Origin of the sequence: Microbacterium sp. NPDC091676 (genome assembly GCF_044756645.1) — a bacterium.
Classification (GTDB): Bacteria; Actinomycetota; Actinomycetes; order Actinomycetales; family Microbacteriaceae; genus Microbacterium; species Microbacterium paraoxydans_D.
The window spans coordinates 500775-524503 of record NZ_JBIVTI010000001.1; the positions used below are offsets into that span (position 1 = coordinate 500775).

General features: G+C 70.9%; 22 protein-coding genes and 1 tRNA gene. 22 read left to right on the forward strand and 1 reads right to left on the reverse strand.

Annotated features, from left to right (window positions below; genetic code table 11):
* Positions 1 to 45: 45 nt before the first annotated feature.
* The 21 genes from rpoZ to ACIQID_RS02685 all read left to right on the forward strand — a co-directional run bounded on the left by rpoZ (position 46) and on the right by ACIQID_RS02685 (position 22898).
* Positions 46 to 300 (forward strand): DNA-directed RNA polymerase subunit omega, encoded by a 255-nt coding sequence (rpoZ, locus tag ACIQID_RS02585; protein WP_025103490.1) that lies wholly within the window; start codon positions 46 to 48, stop codon positions 298 to 300.
* A gap of 88 nt (positions 301 to 388) precedes the next feature.
* Positions 389 to 1582 carry a methionine adenosyltransferase gene (gene metK, locus ACIQID_RS02590; RefSeq protein WP_136052764.1) on the forward strand — a complete coding sequence of 398 codons (1194 nt, stop codon included), beginning with the start codon at positions 389 to 391 and terminating at the stop codon, positions 1580 to 1582.
* A 16-nt stretch (positions 1583 to 1598) separates the two neighbouring features.
* Positions 1599 to 3557, forward strand: a complete 1959-nt coding sequence (locus tag ACIQID_RS02595) for a primosomal protein N' (protein WP_400285614.1) — start codon at positions 1599 to 1601, stop codon at positions 3555 to 3557.
* An 18-nt stretch (positions 3558 to 3575) separates the two neighbouring features.
* Positions 3576 to 4496 (forward strand): methionyl-tRNA formyltransferase, encoded by a 921-nt coding sequence (locus ACIQID_RS02600; protein ID WP_400281755.1) that lies wholly within the window; start codon positions 3576 to 3578, stop codon positions 4494 to 4496.
* A 104-nt stretch (positions 4497 to 4600) separates the two neighbouring features.
* Positions 4601 to 5968 (forward strand): RsmB/NOP family class I SAM-dependent RNA methyltransferase, encoded by a 1368-nt coding sequence (locus tag ACIQID_RS02605; protein ID WP_400285617.1) that lies wholly within the window; start codon positions 4601 to 4603, stop codon positions 5966 to 5968.
* Between the two features lie 4 nt (positions 5969 to 5972).
* Positions 5973 to 6653: a ribulose-phosphate 3-epimerase gene (rpe, locus tag ACIQID_RS02610; protein ID WP_312672484.1), complete on the forward strand. Its 681-nt coding sequence runs from the start codon at positions 5973 to 5975 to the stop codon at positions 6651 to 6653.
* The gene (locus ACIQID_RS02615) at positions 6650 to 6913 is read left to right on the forward strand and encodes a phosphoribosyl-ATP diphosphatase (protein WP_025103484.1); all 264 of its coding nucleotides are present in this window, start codon (positions 6650 to 6652) and stop codon (positions 6911 to 6913) included. The genes rpe and ACIQID_RS02615 overlap by 4 nt, the downstream gene beginning before the upstream one ends.
* 38 nt (positions 6914 to 6951) lie before the next feature.
* Positions 6952 to 7791, forward strand: coding sequence for an ATP phosphoribosyltransferase (hisG, locus tag ACIQID_RS02620; protein WP_400281759.1), 840 nt, complete (start codon positions 6952 to 6954; stop codon positions 7789 to 7791).
* Positions 7791 to 8552, forward strand: a complete 762-nt coding sequence (gene hisF, locus ACIQID_RS02625) for an imidazole glycerol phosphate synthase subunit HisF (protein ID WP_071328622.1) — start codon at positions 7791 to 7793, stop codon at positions 8550 to 8552. Before hisG ends, hisF begins: the two co-directional genes overlap by 1 nt.
* Positions 8549 to 8932, forward strand: a complete 384-nt coding sequence (gene hisI, locus ACIQID_RS02630; protein WP_062634521.1) for a phosphoribosyl-AMP cyclohydrolase — start codon at positions 8549 to 8551, stop codon at positions 8930 to 8932. Before hisF ends, hisI begins: the two co-directional genes overlap by 4 nt.
* On the forward strand, positions 8929 to 9519 hold the full coding sequence (locus ACIQID_RS02635) for a Trp biosynthesis-associated membrane protein (protein WP_400281763.1): 591 nt from the start codon (positions 8929 to 8931) through the stop codon (positions 9517 to 9519). The genes hisI and ACIQID_RS02635 overlap by 4 nt, the downstream gene beginning before the upstream one ends.
* A 47-nt stretch (positions 9520 to 9566) precedes the next feature.
* Complete coding sequence (locus ACIQID_RS02640; RefSeq protein WP_071328620.1) at positions 9567 to 9797, forward strand: HGxxPAAW family protein; 231 nt, start codon at positions 9567 to 9569, stop codon at positions 9795 to 9797.
* Positions 9797 to 10573, forward strand: coding sequence for an indole-3-glycerol phosphate synthase TrpC (gene trpC / locus ACIQID_RS02645; protein WP_136052770.1), 777 nt, complete (start codon positions 9797 to 9799; stop codon positions 10571 to 10573). Before ACIQID_RS02640 ends, trpC begins: the two co-directional genes overlap by 1 nt.
* Positions 10570 to 11838, forward strand: a complete 1269-nt coding sequence (gene trpB, locus ACIQID_RS02650) for a tryptophan synthase subunit beta (protein ID WP_312672490.1) — start codon at positions 10570 to 10572, stop codon at positions 11836 to 11838. The genes trpC and trpB overlap by 4 nt, the downstream gene beginning before the upstream one ends.
* Positions 11835 to 12638: a tryptophan synthase subunit alpha gene (gene trpA / locus ACIQID_RS02655; protein ID WP_400281768.1), complete on the forward strand. Its 804-nt coding sequence runs from the start codon at positions 11835 to 11837 to the stop codon at positions 12636 to 12638. Before trpB ends, trpA begins: the two co-directional genes overlap by 4 nt.
* A 10-nt stretch (positions 12639 to 12648) precedes the next feature.
* Positions 12649 to 13701, forward strand: coding sequence for a prolipoprotein diacylglyceryl transferase (gene lgt, locus ACIQID_RS02660; RefSeq protein WP_312672494.1), 1053 nt, complete (start codon positions 12649 to 12651; stop codon positions 13699 to 13701).
* A gap of 142 nt (positions 13702 to 13843) precedes the next feature.
* Positions 13844 to 18367: a glutamate synthase large subunit gene (gene gltB / locus ACIQID_RS02665; protein ID WP_400285620.1), complete on the forward strand. Its 4524-nt coding sequence runs from the start codon at positions 13844 to 13846 to the stop codon at positions 18365 to 18367.
* Positions 18360 to 19826 carry a glutamate synthase subunit beta gene (locus tag ACIQID_RS02670; protein ID WP_312672496.1) on the forward strand — a complete coding sequence of 489 codons (1467 nt, stop codon included), beginning with the start codon at positions 18360 to 18362 and terminating at the stop codon, positions 19824 to 19826. Before gltB ends, ACIQID_RS02670 begins: the two co-directional genes overlap by 8 nt.
* 56 nt (positions 19827 to 19882) lie before the next feature.
* A complete protein-coding gene (pyk, locus tag ACIQID_RS02675; RefSeq protein WP_400285623.1) occupies positions 19883 to 21331 on the forward strand; it encodes a pyruvate kinase in 1449 nt (482 codons plus the stop codon).
* 110 nt (positions 21332 to 21441) lie between these two features.
* Complete coding sequence (locus ACIQID_RS02680) at positions 21442 to 22248, forward strand: alpha/beta hydrolase (protein ID WP_312672497.1); 807 nt, start codon at positions 21442 to 21444, stop codon at positions 22246 to 22248.
* A gap of 2 nt (positions 22249 to 22250) precedes the next feature.
* On the forward strand, positions 22251 to 22898 hold the full coding sequence (locus ACIQID_RS02685) for an alpha/beta hydrolase (RefSeq protein WP_312672498.1): 648 nt from the start codon (positions 22251 to 22253) through the stop codon (positions 22896 to 22898).
* A 22-nt stretch (positions 22899 to 22920) separates the two neighbouring features.
* Here the strand turns inward: ACIQID_RS02685 and ACIQID_RS02690 are convergent.
* A tRNA-Leu gene (locus tag ACIQID_RS02690) sits at positions 22921 to 23006 on the reverse strand.
* Between the two features lie 100 nt (positions 23007 to 23106).
* Between ACIQID_RS02690 and ACIQID_RS02695 the strand changes: the two genes are divergently transcribed.
* On the forward strand, positions 23107 to 23724 hold the full coding sequence (locus ACIQID_RS02695) for an ANTAR domain-containing response regulator (RefSeq protein WP_025103469.1): 618 nt from the start codon (positions 23107 to 23109) through the stop codon (positions 23722 to 23724).
* The last annotated feature ends 5 nt before the right edge of the window (positions 23725 to 23729 follow it).

Below are 23729 nucleotides of genomic sequence, written 5' to 3' on the forward strand. Positions count from 1 at the left end.
ATCGTCTTCGCGGCGAATCCCGTCGCCTGATCAGGAGGTCCACCCATGGCCGGACGCAACAACGGCATCATCGATCCCCCCATCGACAACCTGCTCGAGCGCGTCGACTCCAAGTACGAGCTCGTGATCTACGCCGCCAAGCGCGCCCGTCAGATCAACGACTACTACTCCGACCTGCACGAGGGGAACCTCTTCGACAACGTGGGCCCGCTCGTCGACTCCTCGGTCGAGGACAAGCCGCTCACCATCGCCCTGCACGAGATCAACGAGGACAAGCTCCGCCTGCGTCACGCGGAGTAACTCGACGACCGCGCCGCCCCGACGTCGGTGGCGCGGTCCAGAATGGGTGCCACACCCTCCCACCGTCCGTCCCCGTTCTGGAGCATCGATGAGCGCGCTGCGTCTGTTCACGTCCGAGTCCGTCACCGAAGGGCATCCGGACAAGATCTGCGACCAGATCTCGGACAGCATCCTCGACGGGCTCCTCGCGAAGGATCCCGGTTCCCGGGTCGCGGTCGAGACGCTCGTCACGACCGGCCTCGTCCACGTGGCGGGGGAGATCCGCACGGACGCCTACGTCGACATCCCGACGATCGTCCGCCAGGTCGTGAACGGCATCGGCTACACCTCCTCCGACACCGGCTTCGACGGCGACTCCTGCGGCGTCAGCGTCTCGGTGGGGGAGCAGTCCACCGACATCGCCCACGGCGTCGACAACGCTCAGGAGCACCGCGACGGCTCGTCCGTGGATCCGCTCGACGGTCTCGGCGCCGGAGACCAGGGCATCATGTTCGGGTTCGCCACCAACGAGACCCCGCAGCTCATGCCGATGGCCGCATGGACCGCGCACCGCATCGCCGAGCGGCTGACGGAGGTGCGCCGCAGCGGGCTGCTGCCCTTCCTGCGCCCGGACGGGAAGACGCAGGTCACCCTCGGCTACGACGGCTTCACCCCGAAGACCGTCGACGCGGTCGTGCTGTCCACGCAGCACAACCCGGACATCGCCCAGGACGACCTCAAGGCGCAGATCCGCGAGCACGTCATCGACCCGGTGCTCGGCACGACGGGCCTCGACCTCGACGACGTCACGTACTACATCAACCCCGCGGGCCCCTTCGTCACCGGCGGCCCCAAGGGCGACGCCGGGCTCACCGGCCGCAAGATCATCATCGACACGTACGGCGGTGCCGCACGGCACGGGGGCGGCGCCTTCAGCGGCAAGGACCCGTCGAAGGTCGACCGCTCCGGGGCGTACGCGACCCGCTGGGTCGCCAAGAACGCGGTCGCCGCGGGCCTCGCCGACCGCCTCGAGGTGCAGGTCGCCTACGCGATCGGCGTCGCGCGACCCGTCGGCCTGTACGTGGAGACGTTCGGCACCGGACGGGTGTCCGACGAGGTCATCACCCGGGCCATCGACGAGGTGTTCGACCTCCGACCGCAGGCCATCATCGAGCAGCTCGACCTCCTGCGTCCGATCTACGCGCAGACGGCGGCGTACGGGCATTTCGGCCGGGAGCTGCCGGACTTCACGTGGGAGCGGACGGACCGGGCCGAGGAGCTGCGGCGCGCTGCCGGGCTCTGACGGGTCCGCAGTGCTGATCTCTCCGGAGAGCCGGCGCATCGCCCGCGTACTCCTCGAGTCGCCGCTGCCGCAGCTCGACCGCCTGTTCGACTACGCGCTCCCGCCGGAGCTCGGTGACGTCGAGCCCGGGGTCCGGGTGCGTGTCCCCCTGCGGACCGCCGGCCGCGTGGTCGACGGGTTCGTGGTGGAACTGGACGTGGAGGACGACGCCGATCGGCCGCTCTCCGAGGTCGAGAGCATCGTGTCGAGCGTCCCTGTGCTGCCGGATCGTCTGTACCGGCTGGCGCGGCGCGTCGCGGATCGCGCGGCAGGGTCGGCGTCCGACGTGCTGCGGCTGGTGATCCCGAAGCGGCAGGTGCGGGTGGAGAAGGCCTGGACCGCCGACGCTCCGACGCCGCTCCTCGGACCCGAGGCGCGCGACGCGGCCGCGTCCGTGGTCGGTCTCTACGACGGATTGCAGGCGGTGCTCGATGAGAGCGGTCGTGCGGCCGTCGAGGCCATCCCGCAGCTCACCGACGACACGCCGGGCTGGGCACGGATGCTCGCCGCCGCCGCGGCGACGACGCTCGCGGCCGGGAAGTCGAGCATCCTCGTCGTGCCCGACCATCGCGACCTCGATCGGCTCCTGGCGGCTCTCGACGGGGTCGTCCCCGCGGAGGCGATCGCACGGCACGACTCGCGACAGACCAACCCGGATCGCTACCGCTCCTTCCTGCGCACGCTCGAGGACGCGCCGTGCATCGTCGTCGGGAACAGGTCCGCGGTGTACGCCCCCGTCGTCGCCGGTCTCGTGGCGGTGTGGGACGACGGCGACAGCCTGCTGGGCGAGCCGCTCGCGCCCTACGTCCACGCCCGGGATGCGGCGCTGCTGCGGCAGGAGGCGGAGGGGTCGGCGCTGCTCTTCGCCGGTCATACGCGGACGACCGAGGTGGAGCGGCTCGTGGCGCGCGGCTGGCTGCAGGACGTCCGTGCGACCCGGCGGGTGCTGCCGCGTGTGGTGCTCAGCACCCCCCAGGAGATGGAGCAGCCGACGCCGCAGCGCATGCCGTCGTCGGCCTTCCTCGCCGCCAGGAACGCGGCCGCGGAGGGGCCGGTGCTCATCCAGGTCTCGCGGCCCGGCTTCGCGCCGTCCCTCGTCTGCGCCGACTGCCGAGCCCCCGCCCGATGCCCGCACTGCGGCGGCCCCCTCGGCGCCCGCCATCGCGGCGCGGTCCCGGTCTGCGGGTGGTGCGGGCGGGGTGCCAGGGCATGGACGTGCCCGGCGTGTTCCTCGACCCGTCTCCGGCTCGCCTCGTCGGGAAGCGAACGGACGGCCGATGAGCTGGGCCGGGCCTTCCCCGGCGTCCGCGTCATCGTCGCGGACGGCAGCCATCCGGTGGAACGCGTCGATGCGCGTCCGGCCCTCGTGGTCGCCACCCGTGGCGCCGAGCCGCTCGCGGAGGGCGGCTACCGGGCGGTCGTCCTGCTCGACGGCCCGCGGATGCTGCAGGCGCCGGATCTGCGTATCGGCGAATCGTGTCTGCGGTGGTGGTCGAATGCCGCCGCCCTGGCCGCCCCGGGCGCTCCCGTCCACCTCGTCGGCGTCGACGCCGGCGTCGCCAGAGCGCTGGCCACCTGGAACCAGGCCGCCTACGCGCGCACGGAGCTGGAGCACCGCGCACCGCTGCACATGCCCCCGACCGCACGGGTCGCGCTCGTGGAGGGGTCAGCGGCCGCCGTCGCCCGGGCGCTGGAGGCGCTGTCCGCGCTCTCCCTGCCCGCCGACGCGGTGCTCGGCCCCGTCCCCGTCGAATCGGACGACGTCCCGCCGCGGGTCCGTGCGCTCGTGCGCTTCGACTACGGCGCGGGGAGCCGCGTCGCGACCACCCTCCGTGCTGCCGTCGTGGCCGAGGCGGTGAGCGGCCGCCGAGGCCGGACCAAGGCCGCCCGCAGCACGCTCTCGGTCCGCCTCGATATCCTCGATCCAGAACTCTGACCCTTCCGGAGAACCTTCATGCGCCTCGTCTTCGCCGGCACTCCCGCCGCCGCGGTCCCCACTCTGCGACGCCTCGCCGTCGAGCACGACATCGCCGCCGTCGTGACGCGGCCCGACGCCCCCCTCGGGCGCAAGCGCGTGCTGACGCCGTCGCCGGTGGCCCAGGCTGCGGAGGATCTCGGCCTGCCCGTCATCCACGCTGCCCGGCTGGACGAGGCGGTGACGACCGAGGTCGCTGCCCTGCGCCCGGAGCTCGGCGTGATCGTCGCGTACGGCGGGCTCGTCCGCGAGCCTCTGCTGTCCACGCCGGAGGCCGGGTGGATCAACCTGCACTTCTCGCTGCTGCCGGCGTGGCGCGGTGCCGCTCCGGTGCAGCGCGCCCTGATCGCCGGAGATCCGGTCCTCGGTGCGAGCGTCTTCCAGCTCGTCCCGGAGCTCGATGCCGGCGACGTGTTCGCGACGCGAGCCGTCGAACTCCCGGGCACCGCGACGGCGGGGGAGGCGCTGGAGGCCCTGGCCCTCGACGGCGCGGCTCTCACCGCGGACGTGGTCGCGGCGATCGCGGACGGGACTGCCCGCGCGGTGCCGCAGGAGGGCGAGCCGACGTTCGCCGCCAAGCTGACGCTCGAGGACGGTCTCCTCGACTTCCGCGAGCCGTTCGACGTGGTGTACGCCGGGTTCCGCGGGGTCACTCCGGAGCCGGGGGCGCACACGACGATCGACGGTCAGCGGCTCAAGATCCTCGAGGCACGACCCGCGGGCGCTGAGAGGGAGGATCTGCCACCGGGTGCCATGGCGGGCACGCGAGCGGAGGTCTTGATCGGGACGGCCACGTCTCCGCTGGCCGTCACACGTCTGCAGCCGGCGGGCAAGGGCCCCATGAATGCCGCCGACTGGTGGCGGGGCCTGCAGGGCGCGACCCCGGTGGCCGGCTCGTGAACGCGAACGACGGACGGCGCCCCGGCTCGGGTCGGCAGCACGAAGGCCGGGCGCGGAACAGCGGCGGCCGCGGCCCGAACCGGTCGGTCCAGCCGGCGCGCCGCGTGGCCTACGACGTGCTCAGGGCGGTGTCGGACTCCGACGCCTACGCCAACCTGCTCCTCCCGACGGCGATCGCCGAGGCGAGCCTGAATCCGCAGGACGCGGCTCTCGCGACCGAGCTGACCTACGGCACGCTCCGCCGCCGGGGCACGTACGACGCGATCATCGCCGCCGCCGCCGACCGCCCCGCCGACGCGATCGACCCCGCGGTGCTCGACGCCCTCCGGCTCGCGGTGCATCAGCTTCTCGCGACACGGGTGGCCTCGCATGCCGCCGTGAACGAGTCCGTGAACCTCGTGGCCCTCACGGCGGGGCGCGGCGCGTCGAGCTTCGCCAACGCGGTGCTCCGGCGGGTCGCCCGCGAGTCGCCGGGCGACTGGCTCGCGCGCATCGAGGCGGCGGCGCGATCGGACGACGAGCGCCTGGCCCTCCGTGCCGCGCACCCGGTGTGGATCATCCGGGCGCTGCGGCGCGCCCTCGCCGCCGAGGGGCGTGTCGAGGAGCTGGACGCCCTGCTGGAGGCCGACAACGTCTCGCCCGAGGTCACCCTGGTCGCCCTCCCCGGTCTCGCGGAGCCCCAGGAGCCGCGCCGGCCGTACGCCGTCACGGCTTTCGCGTCTCCGGGAGGCGATCCGCGCCTCGCGCTGTCCGCCTCCGACGGTGCGGTCCGGGTGCAGGACGAGGGGTCTCAGCTCGTCGCGCTCGCGCTGACCGCGGCGACACCGCTGCGCGCAGGGGAGCGGTGGCTCGATCTCTGCGCGGGCCCCGGCGGGAAGACCGCCCTGCTCGCTGCCGTCGCCCGGCAGAACGACGCCTTCCTGGAGGCCAACGAGGTGGTGCCCACCCGCGCCCGGCTCGTGCGCAACGCCCTGCGCGCCGTTCCGGGCGAGGTCACCGTGCACGAGCGCGACGGCAGGGAGCTGGCGGCCGAGCGGCCGGAGGCGTTCGACCGGATCCTCGTGGACGCGCCCTGCACCGGCCTCGGCGCCCTCCGTCGACGCCCGGAGGCCCGGTGGCGCAAGTCCCCGGCGGACGTCTCCGAGCTCGTACCGCTGCAGGTGGGCCTGCTCACCGCGGCCGTCGACGCTCTGGCTCCCGGAGGCGTCGTCGCGTACGTCACCTGTTCGCCCCACCTCGCGGAGACGACGGCGGTGGTCGAGGAGGTGCGACGGGTCCGTCCCGAGCTCGTCGAGCTCGACGCGCGTGCGGTGCTGCACGGCGTGGCGCAGTCGCCGATCGACCTCGCCGACGACGGGCGGGCGCAGACGGGCAGCGCGCAGCTCTGGCCGCATCGCCACGGCACCGATGCGATGTTCCTCGCACTCCTGCAGCGCCCGCTGGACACGACCGACGCCCCGAAGGAAGGTTGAGACCATGGATCTGCCCCGCGCCCCGCGCATCAACCCCAGCATCCTCGCCGCCGACTTCGTCAACATGCAGGCGGAGCTCGCCCGCATCGCGACGGCCGACTTCGCCCACGTCGACGTCATGGACAACCACTTCGTCCCGAACCTCACGTTCGGCCCGCAGATGGTCCAGCGCATCCAGGAGACCAGCCCGGTGCCGCTGGACGTGCATCTCATGATCACGGATCCGGATCGCTGGGCCCCGGGCTACGCCGAACTCGGCGCCGCAAGCGTGACCTTCCACCTGGAGGCGGCGGGGGAGCCGGTGGCTCTCGCGCGTCGGCTGCGCGACATCGGCGCCCGTGCCGGGGTCGCGGTCAAGCCGGCGACGCCCGTCGAGGGACTCTTCGAGCTCCTGGACGAGTTCGATCAGATCCTCGTGATGACCGTGGAGCCCGGGTTCGGGGGGCAGGGCTTCCTGCCCGAGACCATGCCGAAGCTGCGGGCGCTCTCCGCCGAGGCGCGGCGACGCGGCTCGTCCGTCTGGCTCCAGGTCGACGGGGGCATCTCCGACGCGACGATCGCCCAGGCGGCCGAAGCGGGAGCCGACACCTTCGTCGCCGGATCCGCGGTCTACGGGGCCGACGACGTGGAGGCGGCCGTCACCCGGCTCAGGGACCTCGCGCGAGCCGGTAGCCTGGAGGGGTGAAGACTTTCGACGAGCTGTTCGCCGAGCTCAGCGTCAAGGCCGAGACCCGACCCGAGGGATCGGGCACCGTGGCGGAGCTCGACGGCGGCGTGCATGCGATCGGCAAGAAGATCGTCGAAGAGGCCGCCGAGGTCTGGATGGCGGCGGAGTACGAGTCGGACGCCGCTGCCGCCGAGGAGATCTCCCAGCTCCTCTACCACCTGCAGGTGATGATGCTCGCGAAGGGCCTCACCCTGCAGGACGTCTACCGACATCTGTGATGCGCTCCGGTCCCACTCCTTCGAACTGAAAGCCGTTCATGCTGCGCATCGCCGTTCCCAACAAGGGCTCGCTCTCCGAGACCGCCGCCGAGATGCTCGCGGAGGCGGGCTACGCCGGCCGCCGCGACCCCAAGACCCTGCATGTCATCGACGCCGAGAACGACGTCGAGTTCTTCTTCCTCCGCCCGCGCGACATCGCCACCTACGTGGCCTCCGGCGCCCTCGACGTCGGCATCACCGGTCGTGATCTCCTCCTCGACGTGCAGCAGCCGGCGCGCGAGATCGAGCAGCTCGGTTTCGGGGCGTCCACGTTCCGCTTCGCCGGTCCTCCCGGACGCTTCAGCTCCGTCCAGGACCTCGACGGCGTCCGCGTCGCCTCCGCCTATCCGGGTCTGGTGGGGTCCTTCCTCCGCGACCAGGGCGTGAACGCCGAGCTCGTGCAGCTCGACGGTGCCGTGGAGTCCGCGGTGCGCCTCGGCGTCGCAGACGCGGTCGCCGATGTCGTGTCCACCGGGACCACGCTCCGGCAGGCCGGGCTGGAGATCTTCGGCCCCGTGATCCTGGAGTCCGAGGCCGTCCTGATCAGCCGTCCCGGCGAGGCCGACGGCGTGGACACGCTGCTGCGCCGGCTCCGCGGCGTGATGGTGGCGCGTCGCTATGTGCTCCTCGACTACGACCTCCCCACCGAGCTGGTCGATCAGGCCGTGGCCATCGCCCCCGGCCGCGAGTCCGCGACCATCTCGCCGCTCCGCGATCCGTCGTGGGTGGCGGTCCGCGTGATGATCCCGCGGCGGCGCGTCAACCAGGTGATGGACGACCTCTACGCCCTCGGCGCCCGGGCCATCCTTGTCACCGCGATCCACGCGGCGAGGCTCTGATGACCCTCGCGAGTCGCGTCATCCCGTGCCTGGACGTCGCGGACGGCCGCGTGGTCAAGGGCGTCAACTTCGAGAACCTCCGCGACATGGGCGATCCGGTCGAGCTCGCCCGCCACTACGCTGCCCAGGGCGCCGACGAGATCACGTTCCTGGACGTCACCGCGACGGTGGATGCGCGGGCCACGACCTACGACGTCGTGCAGCGCACCGCGGAGCAGGTCTTCGTGCCGCTGACGGTGGGCGGCGGGGTGCGCAGCGTCGACGACGTCGCGCGGCTCCTCGCGGTCGGCGCGGACAAGGTCGGCGTGAACTCCGCGGCGATCGCCCGTCCCGAGCTCATCGGCGAGATCGCGGATCGCTTCGGAGCCCAGGTGCTCGTGCTCTCGCTCGACGTCAAGCGCGCCGACACCACGCGGTCGGGCTTCGTCGTCACCACGCACGGCGGCCGTACGCAGACCACGCTGGATGCGCTCGACTGGGCGCGCGAGGCGTCCGAGCGCGGCGCGGGGGAGCTGCTCGTGAACTCGATCGACGCCGACGGCACCCGCGACGGCTTCGATCTCGAGCTCGTCCGCCTCATGCGCGAGGTGGCGCCGATCCCGGTGATCGCCTCCGGCGGTGCGGGGCGGGCGACCGACTTCGCACCGGCCATCAAGGCGGGAGCCGACGCGGTGCTCGCCGCGAGCGTGTTCCACACCGGGGCTCTGACCGTCGGCGACGTGAAGGACGCGCTGCGCGCGGAAGGAGTGCTCGTCCGATGACCGACACGCCGAAGCAGGACGAGGTCTCCGTCGACGACCGCATCGCGCAGGTCGCCTTCAACGCCGACGGGCTCGCCCCGATCATCGTGCAGCAGTGGGATTCGCGCGAGGTGCTCATGCTCGCGTGGGTGGACGCCGAGGCGCTGCGCCGCACGCTCACGTCGGGACGTGCGACGTACTGGTCCCGCTCCCGCCAGGAGTACTGGCGCAAGGGCGACACGTCCGGCCACATCCAGGTCGTGCGGGAGGCCCGGCTCGACTGCGACGGGGATGCGCTCCTGCTCCTCGTCGACCAGACCGGCCCCGCGTGCCACACCGGCACGCGGACATGCTTCGACACCACCGACCTGGACGCCGTCGACGGGGTGAGCGCCTCGTGAGCATCGCGCAGCGCGGCCGCTCCCTCTCCGTGACCGGGTTCCTGCTGGCCGGCGCAATCGGCATCATCTCCTCCACGCAGACCTGGTTCACGGTGCAGCGCGCCGATGCGGGGGAGGACATCCTCGTCCCCGGTGCCTCCGCCCTCGTGCTGCTCGCTCCGCTGAGCCTGGCCGTCCTCGCGCTGGGCGCGGCCCTCGCGATCGCCGGCCGGGCCGTGCGCCTCGTCTTCGGGGTGCTGGCCGCCGCGGCGGCGCTGTTCCTGGGGTGGTCCACGTTGCAGCTCCTCCTCGGCGACGCCTACGGTGCCGTCGCCGCGACGGTCACCGAGACGACGGGGCTCGCCGGGAGCGGAGCGGTCCACGAGGTCGCGGCGAGCATCGTGCCGTCGGCCTGGCCGTACCTCGCGCTCGGTGGCTGGGTGATCCTGCTCGCCGCCGCCGTCGTCGTGCTGACCACGTGGCGGCGCTGGAAGGTCGGCGGCCGCCGCTACCGCACCGACACGCCCGCCGACGCGCCGCACGACGGCCCCGTCGACGCGGTGGATTCCTGGGACGAGCTGTCCCGCGGGTCCGACCCCACGCGCTGACCCCGATAGACTGAATCCAGATCCCCACGTCGTCCCCGGAGGAGAACATGACCAACCCGATCGCTGACCCCGGCCACGGACACTCGCCTGCGGCCTGGACCGCCGTCGTGATCATGCTCGTCGGCTTCGCCGCCGCGACCGTCGCGTTCTGCTTCGAGCAGCCGACCCTGGTGTGGATCTCCGCCGCGCTGATCCCGATCGGGGCGATCGTCGGCTGGGTGCTCGCGAAGGCGGGATACGGCGTGAAGGGTCCCAAGTACGCTCCGAAGGCGCACTAGTGGTCCTCGCCGACCTGACGGCCGGCGCTGTCGCAGACGCCGAGCGTCGTTCCGAGTCCCGCCCGCTCGCCGTCGTCGAGCGTGACGCCCTCGCGCGCCCCGCGGCGAAGGACGCGCTGTCGTTCCTCGCTCCCGCGGACCGGGTGAAGATCATCGCCGAGGTGAAGCGGGCGAGTCCGTCCCGCGGTGCCCTCGCCGAGATCCCGGATCCCGCGCACCAGGCCGCGCTCTACGAGACCGGCGGTGCCTCCGCGATCAGCGTCCTCACGGAGGAGCGCCGCTTCGGCGGCAGTCTCGCCGACCTGGAGGCGGTCACCGCCCGGGTCTCGCTGCCGGTTCTCCGGAAGGACTTCATCGCCACCCGGTACCAGGTGCTGGAGGCTCGCGCCGCGGGTGCCGATCTCGTACTCCTGATCGTGGCGGGCCTGGAGCCCGACGTCCTCCGCGACCTGTACGGGTTCATCCTCGAACTCGGCATGACCCCGCTCGTGGAGACCCACTCCGCCGAGGAGCTGGACGCCGCGATCGATCTCGGCGCCGCCCTGATCGGCGTGAACGCCCGCAACCTCAAGACACTCGAGCTCGACCGCGATCTGTTCGGCCGGCTCGTGGACCGCATCCCGGACTCGGCGATCAAGATCGCGGAGTCCGCGGTGCTCACCCCTGCCGACGTCGCGCACTACCGTTCGGCCGGTGCCGATGTCGTGCTGATCGGCGAGGCCCTGGTGACCGGAGACCCGGTCGCTACTCTCGAGAGCTTCCTGGAGGCGAAGTGAGTCTGCGCGACCAGCATGGTCCGTTCTTCGGCGATTTCGGCGGGCGGTACATGCCGGAGTCCCTGGTCGCCGCGATCGACGAGCTCACCGTCGCGTACGAGGAGGCCGTCGCCGACCCGGAGTTCCGTGCCGAACTCGCCCATCTGCTGTCCTCCTATGCCGGGCGACCGTCCGCGCTCACCGAGGTGCCCCGGTTCGCCGAGCACGCAGGGGGCGCGCGGGTCTTCCTCAAGCGCGAGGACCTCAACCACACCGGTTCGCACAAGATCAACAACGTGCTGGGCCAGGCCCTGCTCACCAAGCGCCTCGGCAAGACACGCGTCATCGCCGAGACCGGCGCCGGCCAGCACGGCGTCGCCACGGCGACCGCCGCCGCGCTGTTCGGGCTGGACTGCACCATCTACATGGGCGAGGTCGACACCGAGCGTCAGGCGCTGAACGTCGCCCGGATGCGCCTGCTGGGCGCTGAGGTCGTCGCGGTGACCTCCGGATCGCGCACGTTGAAGGACGCGATCAACGACGCCTACCGCGACTGGGTGGCCTCGGTCGAGACCACCAACTACATCTTCGGCACCGCCGCGGGCCCGCACCCGTTCCCGGCGATGGTCCGCGACTTCCAGAAGATCATCGGGGAGGAGGCCCGCGCCCAGATCCTCGACGAGGTCGGTCGGCTCCCGGATGCGGTCGTCGCCTGTGTCGGTGGCGGGTCCAACGCGATCGGCATGTTCGACGCGTTCCTGGACGACGAGGGCGTGCGGCTGTACGGGGTGGAGGCGGCGGGCGACGGCGTCGACACCGACAAGCACGCGGCGTCCATCGAGCGCGGTCGGCCCGGTGTGCTGCACGGCGCGAAGACGTACGTGCTGCAGGACGAAGACGGCCAGACGGTCGAATCGCACTCGATCTCCGCGGGTCTCGACTACCCGGGCGTGGGTCCCGAGCACTCCTGGCTGGCCGACATCGGCCGCGCCGAGTACATCCCGGCCACCGACGACGAGGCGATGCAGGCCCTGCGGCTGCTCAGCCGGACCGAGGGGATCATCCCCGCCATCGAGTCGGCCCATGCCCTTGCCGGCGCGCTGCGGATCGGCCGCGAGCTCGGCCCCGACGGCCTGATCGCCATCTGCCTCTCCGGCCGCGGGGACAAGGACATGGACACCGCCGCCCGGTACTTCGAGCTCTACGACGAGGACGCCCTCGCGCACGACGTGTCCGAGGAGAGCGCCGCCGAGGACGCGGCATCGAAGGGAGAGCCGCAGCTGTGAGCCGCGTCGAACAGGCCATCCAGCGCGCGCACGACGCCGGCCGCAGCGCCTTCGTCGGCTACCTGCCCGTCGGCTTCCCCGACCTGGAGACGAGCATCGAGGCGGCGATCGCCCTCGCCGAGAACGGCGTGGACATCATCGAGCTCGGCCCGCCCTACAGCGATCCCGTCATGGACGGCGCCATCATCCAGGAGGCGACGACCAAGGCTCTCGCCGCGGGATTCCGGATGAAGGACCTCTTCACGGCGATCCGTGCGATCACCGCCGCGACCGACGTCCCCGTCCTCGTGATGACCTACTGGAATCCCGTGCTGCAGTACGGGGTGGACCGCTATGCCGAGGACCTGCTCGCCGCGGGCGGCGCGGGTCTCATCACCCCGGACATCACCCCGGAGGCCGCCGGCGAGTGGATCGCGGCCAGCGTGCGGCTCGGTCTCGATCGGGTCTTCCTCGCAGCTCCGACCTCGTCGGACGAGCGCCTCGACCTCGTGGTGCGGTCCTCGACGGGCTTCGTCTACACCGTCTCGACCATGGGCATCACGGGGGAGCGGGCCGAGCTCGACCGTGCGGCACGCACCCTCGTCTCGCGGCTCCGCGACCACGGTGCCCGCCGCGCCTGCGTGGGCATCGGCATCTCGACGCCGGAGCAGATCGCGGGCGTGTCCGAGTACGCCGACGGCGCCATCGTGGGCACCGCTCTCGTCCGCGCCCTCCGCGACGGCGGCGTGCCCGCCCTCGCCGAAGTCACCCGAACCCTGGCCGCCGGCACCGCGTCGGCGCGCTTCGCCTCAGAGAAGTAGGATCGCACTCATGTCCTCCGCGCTCCACAGCACCGCCGCCGGCGTGCTCGCCAGCATCCCGAGCCCGCCCGTGTCGTACTTCGACGTGTGGCCCGGCCTCCGTATCCACATCTACGCGCTGTGCATCATCGCCGGCATCATCGTCGCCGTGCTGATGACGAACCACCGTCTCACCAAGCGCGGCGCGGAGCCGTGGGTGGTCATCGACATCTCCATCCTCGCCGTCCCGCTCGCGATCGTGGGCGCCCGCATCTTCCACGTCGTCACCCACCCGAACTTCTACTTCGGGGAAGGGGCCAACCCCTGGGTCCTGGTCACGTTCGAGAACGGCGTCCAGTGGCACTCCGGAACGGTGTGGGCGATCTGGGAGGGCGGCATCGCGATCTTCGGTGCGCTCATCGGCGGTGCCGTCGGCGCCTACCTGGGCTGCCGGTGGACGGGCATCCGCTTCTGGACGTTCGCGGACGCGCTGGCTCCCGGACTGCTCCTCGCGCAGGCGATGGGCCGGTTCGGCAACTGGTTCAACAAGGAGCTCTACGGCCTGCCGACCGACCTGCCGTGGGGACTGGAGATCCCCTCCGACAACTCGGCCTTCCCTCCCGGGCTCCCCGAGGGCACCCTCTTCCACCCGACCTTCCTGTACGAGGTCATCTGGAACGGGCTCGGTGTCCTCGTGCTGCTGTGGCTCGGCCGGAAGCTGTTCTTCCAGTGGGGGCGCCTCTTCGCGATCTACCTCATCTGGTACAGCGCCGGACGCATCCTGTGGGAGTCGATCCGCATCGACCCGAGCGAGATCATCCTGGGACTGCGCAGCAACGTCTGGGCCGCCATCATCGGCGTCGTCCTAGGCCTCGTCATCCTCGTGGTGCAGACGCGCCGTCACCCGGGTCTCGAGCCCTCGCCGTACCAGCCGGGCCGCGGACGGAAGGACGTGGACGCTGATGTACAATCGCAGGACAATCCCTCTGATTTCGTGGACGTGAGCGAGCCTCCGGCCGAAGAAGTCGCCGCCGGAGCCACTGCCACAAGCGCTGCTCCCTCGAGCGGGGACGGCTCCCGATAACGCCGACTCGCGGCGGGAGAACCATTGCACTGAACGAGCGGGCCGACGACGTCCCCGGGTTTCACTGAAGATCTGAGGACGGTAACTGGTGTACTTCCAGCCCCCTTACGGCGCCTCCGGCGCATACCCCCCGAAGCAGGGCATGTACAACCCGGCGTTCGAGAAAGACGCCTGCGGCCTGGCCATGGTCGCAACGCTGCGCGGCGAAGCCGGGCACGACATCATCGCGCTGGCCCTCGAGGCCCTGCGCAACCTGGAGCACCGCGGGGCCATCGGGTCCGACGCGGGCACCGGGGACGGAGCCGGCATCCTCACCCAGATGCCGGACGAATTCCTCCGCGCGGTCACCGGCTTCGAACTGCCGCCCGTGGGGGAGTACGCGGCCGGGCTGGCCTTCCTGCCTCGCGATTCGAGCGAGCGCCGCCAGCAGAAGGCCGGGATCGAGAAGATCGCCCGCGCGGAGGGGCTCCGCGTCCTCGGATGGCGCGAGGTCCCCACGGCCAACGAGAACCTCGGCAAGCTCGCCGACGAGGCCCGTCCGGCCTTCGAGCAGCTCTTCGTGAGCGCCGGCGGTGCCACCCTGGCCGATGCGCCGCTGACCGACATCGCGCTCGACCGCGTCGCCTATCGTCTGCGCAAGCGCGCGGGCCACGAGCTCGGCGCCTATTTCGTCTCCCTGTCCAGCCGCACGCTCGGCTACAAGGGCATGGTCACCACGCTCCAGCTCGAGCCGTTCTACCCGGATCTGCAGGACGAGCGCTTCGCCTCCGAGCTCGCCGTCGTGCATTCGCGGTACTCGACGAACACGTTCCCCTCGTGGCCGCTCGCGCAGCCGCTGCGGATGCTGGCCCACAACGGCGAGATCAACACCGTCGGCGGCAACCGCAACTGGATGCGCGCCCGCCAGTCACAGCTCGAGTCCGAGCTCCTCGGCGACATCTCGCCCCTGCTGCCCATCTGCACCGACGGCGCCAGCGACTCCGCCTCGTTCGACGAGGTGCTGGAGCTGCTCACCCTCACCGGCCGCAGCCTGCCGCACGCGATCATGATGATGGTGCCGGAGGCCTACGAGAAGCAGGCCGACATCTCGCCGGAGCTGCGCGCGTTCTACGAGTACCACTCCAACCAGATGGAGCCGTGGGACGGCCCGGCCGCCCTCATCTTCACCGACGGCACGCTCGTCGGCGCGACCCTCGACCGCAACGGCCTGCGGCCCGGACGGTGGACGGAGACCACCGACGGCCTCGTCGTCATCGGCTCCGAGACCGGTGTCCTGCACTTCGAGCCCGAGCGCATCAAGCGCCGTGGCCGGCTGCAGCCCGGCAAGATGTTCCTCGTCGACACCGCCCAGCGTCGGATCGTCGAGGACGAGGAGATCAAGCGCGACCTCGCGACGATGCACCCGTGGCAGGAGTGGCTCGACGCCGGTTCCGTCCGCCTGGCCGACCTTCCCGAGCGCGAGCACATCGTGCACCCGCCGGCGTCGATCACCCGGCGTCAGCGCACCTTCGGCTACACCGAGGAGGAGGTCCGCATCCTCCTCACCCCGATGGGCCAGACGGGTGTCGAGCCTCTGGGGGCCATGGGATCGGACACCCCGATCGCCGTGCTCAGCAAGCGCCCGCGGCTGCTCTTCGACTACTTCACGCAGCAGTTCGCGCAGGTGACCAACCCGCCGCTCGACTCGATCCGCGAAGAGGTCGTCACGAGCCTCAAGCTCGGCCTGGGCCCTGAGGTCAACCTCCTGACCTGGGGTCCCGAGCACACCCGCACGGTGTCGCTCGACTTCCCGGTCATCGACAACGACGAGCTCGCGAAGATCCGGCACATCGACAAGGCCCTGCCCGGCCGGTCGAGCGCCACGATCCGCGGCCTCTACCACTTCGACGCGGGACCCCACACCCTCGCGGAGCGCCTCACCGAGATGTGCGCCGAGGTCGATCAGGCCATCGAGGACGGTGCGGAGTTCATCATCCTGTCCGACCGCGACTCGAACAAGGACCTCGTCCCGATCCCGTCGCTGCTCATGGTGTCGGCGATCCACCACCACCTCATCCGGCGCGAGAACCGGATGAAGGTCGGTCTGATCGTCGAGGCCGGCGACGTGCGCGAAGTGCACCATGTCGCGACCCTCATCGGCTACGGCGCCTCCGCGATCAACCCCTACCTGGCCATGGAGACGGTCGAGCACCTCGTGCGGACCGGCTACATCACGGGCATCTCCCCGGAGAAGGCGGTCAAGAACCTCATCTACGCGCTCGGCAAGGGCGTGCTGAAGATCATGTCGAAGATGGGCATCTCCACGGTGTCGTCCTATGCGGGCGCGCAGGTGTTCGAGGCCGTGGGCCTGAGCCCGGAGTTCATCGACGCCTACTTCACCCGTACCGAGTCGAAGCTGGGCGGCATCGGGATCGAGGAGATCTTCGCCGAGAACCAGGCCCGTCACGACTACGCCTACCCGGAGGACGCCGCGGCCCGTGCTCACGAGCGCCTGTGGACCGGCGGCGAGTACCAGTGGCGTCGCGACGGCTCCCCGCACCTCTTCAACCCGGAGACGGTGTTCAAGCTGCAGCACTCCACGCGGACCCGTCGCTACGACATCTTCCGCGAGTACACGAAGCTCGTCGACGACCAGGCGGCGGAGCTGAAGACGCTGCGCGGCCTGTTCTCGCTGCGGACCGGCACGCGCAAGCCGGTGCCGCTGGACGAGGTCGAGCCCGTCTCGGCGATCGTCAAGCGCTTCTCCACGGGGGCGATGAGCTACGGCTCCATCTCCAAGGAGGCGCACGAGACCCTCGCGATCGCGATGAACCGGATCGGCGGCAAGTCGAACACGGGGGAGGGCGGGGAGGACCCCGACCGTCTCGTCGACCCCGAGCGGCGCAGCGCCATCAAGCAGGTGGCTTCCGGCCGGTTCGGCGTCACCAGCCTCTACCTCACCGAGGCGGACGACATCCAGATCAAGCTCGCCCAGGGCGCGAAGCCCGGTGAGGGCGGTCAGCTCCCGCCGACCAAGGTGTACCCCTGGGTCGCGCGTACCCGTCACGCCACGGCCGGTGTGGGACTGATCTCCCCGCCGCCGCACCACGACATCTACTCGATCGAAGACCTCAAGCAGCTCATCTTCGACCTGAAGCGGGCGAACCCCGAGGCCCGCATCCACACGAAGCTCGTCAGCCAGTCCGGCATCGGCGCGGTCTCGGCCGGCGTCGCCAAGGCGCTCAGCGACGTGATCCTCGTGTCCGGTCACGACGGCGGTACGGGCGCCAGCCCGCTGAACTCGCTGAAGCACGCCGGGACGCCGTGGGAGCTCGGGCTCGCCGAGACGCAGCAGACGCTCATGCTCAACGGCATGCGCGACCGCGTCGTCGTGCAGGTCGACGGTCAGCTCAAGACCGGGCGCGACGTCATCATCGGCGCCCTGCTCGGTGCCGAGGAGTTCGGCTTCGCCACCGCGCCCCTCGTGGTCAGCGGCTGCATCATGATGCGCGTCTGCCACCTCGACACCTGCCCGGTGGGCGTCGCCACGCAGAACCCCGTCCTGCGCGACCGGTTCACCGGCAAGCCCGAGTTCGTCGTGAACTTCATGGAGTTCATCGCGGAGGAGGTGCGCGAGCTGCTCGCCGAGCTCGGCTACCGCTCGATCGACGAGATCGTCGGCCGCACCGAGCTGCTGGAGACCAACGAGGCGATCGCGCACTGGAAGGCCGAGGGGCTCGACCTCAGCCCGGTGCTGGAGGGACCGGCGTTCCCGGCCGGCGAGCCGCGTCGCAGCGGCCGCGCCCAGGACCACGAGCTCGACAAGCACTTCGACGTGCAGCTCATCGACATCGCGAAGGCGGCGTTGCTGAACGGGGAGCCCGTCATGGCGGAGCTCCCGATCGCCAACACGGAGCGCGCGGTCGGGACGATGCTCGGCCATCAGGTGACCTCGCGCCACGGCGCCACCGGACTGCCGAAGGAGACGATCGACGTCACCCTGACCGGCACCGCAGGCCAGTCGCTCGGCGCGTTCCTGCCGCCGGGCATCATCCTCCGGCTGGAGGGCGACGCGAACGACTACGTCGGCAAGGGCCTCTCCGGCGGCGACATCACGATCCGGCCGCCGCGCGGCTCCGCGATCGCCCCGCACGAGAACGTCATCGCGGGCAACGTGATCGGGTACGGCGCCACATCCGGCACCATGTTCATCTCCGGCGTGGTGGGCGAGCGCTTCCTCGTCCGGAACTCCGGTGCGACCGCCGTGGTCGAGGGCGTGGGCGACCACGCGCTCGAGTACATGACCGGCGGCCTGGCGGTGATCCTGGGTTCGACCGGGCGCAACTTCGGTGCCGGAATGTCCGGGGGAGTGGCGTACGTGCACGCCCTGGACACCGGCAAGGTCAACGCGCAGTCGCTCGGCAGCGGCGAGCTCCGGCTGGAGCCGCTGGACCGCGCCGATCTCGAAGTGCTGCGCGGGCTTCTCGTGGAGCACGTGGAGCGCACGGCATCGCCGCGCGCCGCCGCTCTGCTGGAGGACTTCGACGCGAGCGCTGCGGAGTTCGTGAAGGTGCTCCCGCGCGACTTCGCCGCCGTGCGCAGCATGCGCGAGGAGGCACTGGCCGAGGGGATCGACCCCGACGGCGACATCGTCTGGAACCGCATCCTGGAGGTGACCGGTGGCTGACCCCAAAGGCTTTCTGAAGGTGACCGAGCGGGAACTTCCCGCTCGCCGTCCGGTGCCCGTGCGCATCATGGACTGGAAAGAGGTGTACGAGCCCGGCGACAAGGCCGTGCTCCGCCGCCAGGCCGGCCGGTGCATGGACTGCGGCGTGCCGTTCTGCCACTCCGGGTGCCCGCTGGGCAACCTCATCCCCGAGTGGAACGATCTCACCTGGCGCGGGGAGGGGCGCGCGGCGATCGAGCGTCTGCACGCGACGAACAACTTCCCGGAGTTCACGGGACGCCTCTGCCCGGCGCCGTGCGAGAGCTCGTGCGTCCTCGGCATCAACCAGCCGGCCGTGACGATCAAGCAGATCGAGGTCTCGATCATCGACGAGGCCTTCGCCAAGGGCTGGGTCGAGCCGGAGCCGCCGGAGCGCCTGACGGGCAAGACCGTGGCCGTCGTGGGCTCGGGCCCCGCCGGTCTCGCGGCCGCCCAGCAGCTCACGCGCGCGGGGCACACCGTCGCCGTCTTCGAGCGCGACGACCGCATCGGCGGCCTGCTGCGCTACGGCATCCCGGACTTCAAGATGGAGAAGAGCCAGCTCGAAGCACGCCTGCGCCAGATGCAGGAGGAGGGCACGCGGTTCCGTGCCGGCGTCGAGATCGGCAAGGACATCTCGTGGGCCGACCTGCGCGCCCGGTACGACGCGGTCGTGATCGCCACCGGCGCCACGGTCCCGCGCGACCTGCCGATCCCTGGTCGCGACCTCGACGGTGTGCATTTCGCGATGGAGTACCTCGTCGAGTCGAACCACGCGGTCGCCGGCGACACCGTCCCGGACCAGATCACCGCCGAGGGCAAGCACGTGATCGTCATCGGCGGCGGCGACACGGGCGCCGACTGCATCGGGACCGCGCACCGCCAGGGAGCGCTCAGCGTCACCAACCTCGCCATCGGCAAGCAGCCGAGCGAGACGCGGCCGGATCACCAGCCGTGGCCGATGATGCCGACGATCTTCGAGGTGGCCTCGGCTCACGAGGAGGGCGGGGAGCGGGTCTTCCTCGCCTCGACCGTGGAGTTCCTGTCGAACGACGTCGGCGAGGTCCGCGCGCTGCGCGTGGCCGAGACCGAGTACATCGACGGTCGCCGCGTGCCCAAGAGCGGCACGGAGCGGGAGATCCCTGCCGACCTGGTGCTCATCGCGATGGGCTTCACCGGACCGGAGCAGGACGGCTACACCGAGGACACCCGGCCGGAGGTGACCGAGCGCGGCGCCTTCCGTCGTGCCGCGAGCTACGAGTCGTCGGTCCCCGGCGTGTTCGTCGCCGGCGACGCGGGGCGCGGACAGTCGCTCATCGTCTGGGCGATCGCGGAGGGCCGGGCGGCGGCGGCGAACGTCGACCGCTTCCTCATGGGCACCACCGTGCTGCCGGAGCCCGTGCGCCCCAGCGATGTCGCGATCGGCCTCCAGCCCGCGTAGGCTGAGGCCGGCAGTGTCGCCTGTTTGTAATCCCCCACTTCTACCCTGGAGACATGTTGAGACGCGCGAAAATCGTCGCCACCCTGGGCCCCGCCACTTCCACGTATGAGACGGTGCGCGCACTGATCGATGCGGGTGTGGACGTCGCCCGACTGAACCTCAGCCACGGTGACTACTCCGTGCACGAGAACAACTACGCGAACGTCCGCCGCGCCGCGGAGGACTCCGGTCGTGCCGTGGCGATCCTCGTCGACCTCCAGGGTCCGAAGATCCGTCTCGGCCGGTTCGAGGACGGCCCGTACGAGCTCGCCAAGGGCGACATCTTCAAGATCACCACCGGGGACATCATCGGCAACAAGGAGATCTGCGGCACCACGTTCAAGGGCCTTCCCCAGGACGTCAAGCCCGGGGACTTCCTGCTGATCGACGACGGCAAGGTCCGGGTCGAGGTCGTCGAGACCGACGGCGTCACGGTCACCACGCGCGTCGTCGTGGCCGGTGCCGTCTCGAACAACAAGGGCATCAACCTGCCCGGCGTCGCGGTCAACGTCCCCGCGCTCAGCGAGAAGGACGAGGACGACCTCCGCTGGGGGCTCCGGACGGGCGCCGACCTCATCGCGCTCTCGTTCGTGCGCAACGCCTCGGACGTGACCCGCGTGCACGAGATCATGGCGGAGGAGGGCGTCCGCGTCCCCGTGATCGCCAAGATCGAGAAGCCGCAGGCCGTGGACGCGCTCGAGGAGATCGTCGACGCGTTCGACGGCATCATGGTCGCCCGTGGTGACCTCGGCGTGGAGCTGCCCCTCGAGGCCGTCCCGATCGTGCAGAAGCGCGCGGTCGAGCTGGCTCGTCGCAACGCGAAGCCCGTCATCGTGGCGACGCAGATGCTCGAGTCGATGATCAACAGCCCGGTGCCGACCCGCGCCGAGACCTCCGACGTCGCCAACGCCGTCCTCGACGGCGCCGACGCGGTCATGCTCTCCGGCGAGACCAGCGTGGGCGACTACCCGGTCGTCGTCGTCGAGACGATGGCCCGCATCATCGAGTCGACCGAGGAGCACGGCCTGGAGCGCATCCTGCCGCTCACCACGAAGCCGCGCACGCAGGGCGGTGCCATCACGCTCGCCGCTCTCGAGGTCGGCGAGTTCGTCGACGCCAAGTTCCTCTGCGTCTTCACGCAGTCGGGCGACTCGGCGCGCCGTCTGTCCCGCCTGCGCTCCCGCATCCCGATGCTGGCCTTCACGCCGGAGCCCGGCATCCGTCGCCGTATGGCGCTCACCTGGGGCCTGCGCTCCACGCTCGTCGACATGGTGCAGCACACCGACCTCATGTACCACCAGGTGGACGAGTATCTCCTCGAGAACGGCCTCGCCGTCGAGGGGGACAAGGTCGTCGTCATCTCCGGTTCCCCTCCCGGGATCATCGGTTCGACGAACGACCTGCGCGTGCACAAGGTCGGCGACGCGCTCCGGGGCGCGGCGCCGATCTACAAGGCCGGCGTCTGACGCCAGGCGGTTCGAGAGAGGGGCGGGGCTTCGGCCTCGCCCCTCTGTCATCTCCGGACCGGGGCGTCAAGCCTCTCGGCTGCGTCGCCGACCTCGGTTAGCGTGCTCTCATGGTCCTCCGTCGCCTCCTCGTCACCTCCGGTCTGACGTTCCGCATCCTGGAGAGTCCGCGGCCCGAGGGCGGCACCGCACCGACCGTGGTGCTCGTGCACGGGATCGGGATGTCGCATCGGTACCTGTCGCGGCTGCATGCCGAGCTCGCCGCCACGACCCGGGTGGTCTCGGTCGATCTGCCGGGTTTCGGCGGTCTTCCCCAGCCGCGTTTCGACGTCTCCATCCCGCAGATGGCGGCAGGCCTGGCTCATGTGGTGGCGAGCCTCGACGACGACCGGATCGTGCTCGTGGGGCACTCGATGGGGGCGCAGTGGGCCGCCGAGACGGCGTTCCAGCACCCGGAGTACGTCCGAGCGGTCGTCGCCATCGGTCCCGTCGTCGACGACGCCCACCGCACCCTGGGAGCGCAGACCAGGGCGCTGGCCGCCGACACCCTGGGCGAGACGCCTGCGATCAACGCGATCGTCTTCACCGACTACCTGCGCTGCGGTGTGCGCTGGTACCTCCGCCAGGTCCGGCACATGCTCGCGTTCCCGCTGGAGGAGAGGATCGCCGCTCTCACCATGCCGGTGCTCGTCGTCCGAGGGAGCGACGATCCCATCGCCGGACGACGGTGGTGCCGGCGCCTGCGCGACGCGGCGGCCGTGTCGAGACTGGTGGAGATCCCCGGTCACCACCATGTCGCCCAGCAGTCCGCGCCGCGGGCGGTGGCGTCCGCGATCCTGGCTCATACGGCGGCTGCGTGGCCGACTGCGGCGCCGGCCGCAGCCCGCCGGCGGGGGAGGACGCCATCGACGTCCTGAGGATGCTGGGCTGGTGGGCCGCGGACTACGCCTACGCGGGGTTCTGGCAGGTCCGCTCGTTCTTCGGCCGTGACCAGGCCGACGACTTCGCGACCGGGGACCGCGTCCCGATCGTGGTGCTCGCCGGTGTCTACGAGACCTGGCGATTCCTGGAGCCCCTCATCGTCGCGCTGCACGAGCGGGGGCACCCGGTGCACGTCGTCGACGCGCTGCGCCGCAACCAGTTCCCGGTGCAGGATGAAGCCGATCAGGTGGCCGACTACCTGCGAACCCATGACCTCTCCGGCGTCATCCTCGTCGCGCACAGCAAGGGTGGCCTCGCCGGGAAGCTGGTGATGACCGGCCCCGAGGGTGCGCGGATCCGCGGGATGCTCGCCATCGCGACGCCGTTCGGAGGCTCCCGCTACGCGCGGCTGCTCCCCGGACGGGTGCTGCGGGCCTTCTCACCGGACGACCCCTCGATCGTGGCGCTGGGGCGGGAGGTCGACGTGAACGCCCGCATCGTCTCGGTCTACGCCGCGTTCGATCCGCACATCCCCGAGGGGAGCGAGCTGCCTGGTGCCAAGAACGTCGTGGTGGAGACGGGCGGGCACTTCCGCATCCTGGCCCATCCCCGTGTCATGGCCGAACTCGCCGCCCTCGCCGAGTGACGGGACGGACGGTTCGCGCTGCTGGTGCCGGCGGTGGGACTCGAACCCACACGCCCTTTCGGACAAAGCATTTTGAGTGCTCCGCGTCTGCCATTCCGCCACGCCGGCCCGTGTCTCGCGACTTCGACTGTAGCGCAGACGACGCGGGGTTCTCCGCGTGACCGCTGTCTTCAGCCGGTGGTGAGGACCTCTCCGTTAGGATGGAGGGGTGACCGAGCAAGAACAGGCTGAGCAGCCCACGGCATCCGCACCCCGACGCGTCGTCGTCGCCGAAGACGAATCGCTGATCCGTCTCGACATCGTCGAGATCCTCCGCGACAACGGCTTCGATGTCGTCGGCGAGGCCGGCGACGGCGAGACGGCGGTGGCCCTCGCGACCGAGCTGCGTCCCGACCTCGTCATCATGGACGTGAAGATGCCCCAGCTCGACGGCATCAGCGCTGCCGAGAAGCTCCACAAGGGCAACATCGCCCCCGTCGTGCTGCTGACCGCGTTCAGCCAGAAGGAGCTCGTGGAGCGGGCGAGCGAGGCCGGGGCCCTGGCCTACGTCGTGAAGCCCTTCACCCCGAACGACCTCCTCCCCGCGATCGAGATCGCCCTGGCCCGCCACGAGCAGATCATCACTCTCGAGGCCGAGGTCGCCGACATGGTCGAGCGGTTCGAGACCCGCAAGCTCGTCGATCGGGCCAAGGGCCTGCTCAACGAGAAGATGGGCCTGAGCGAGCCCGAGGCGTTCCGCTGGATCCAGAAGGCGTCGATGGACCGTCGCCTGACGATGCAGGACGTCGCCAAGGCGATCATCGAACAGCTCGCTCCCAAGAAGTAGGGCAT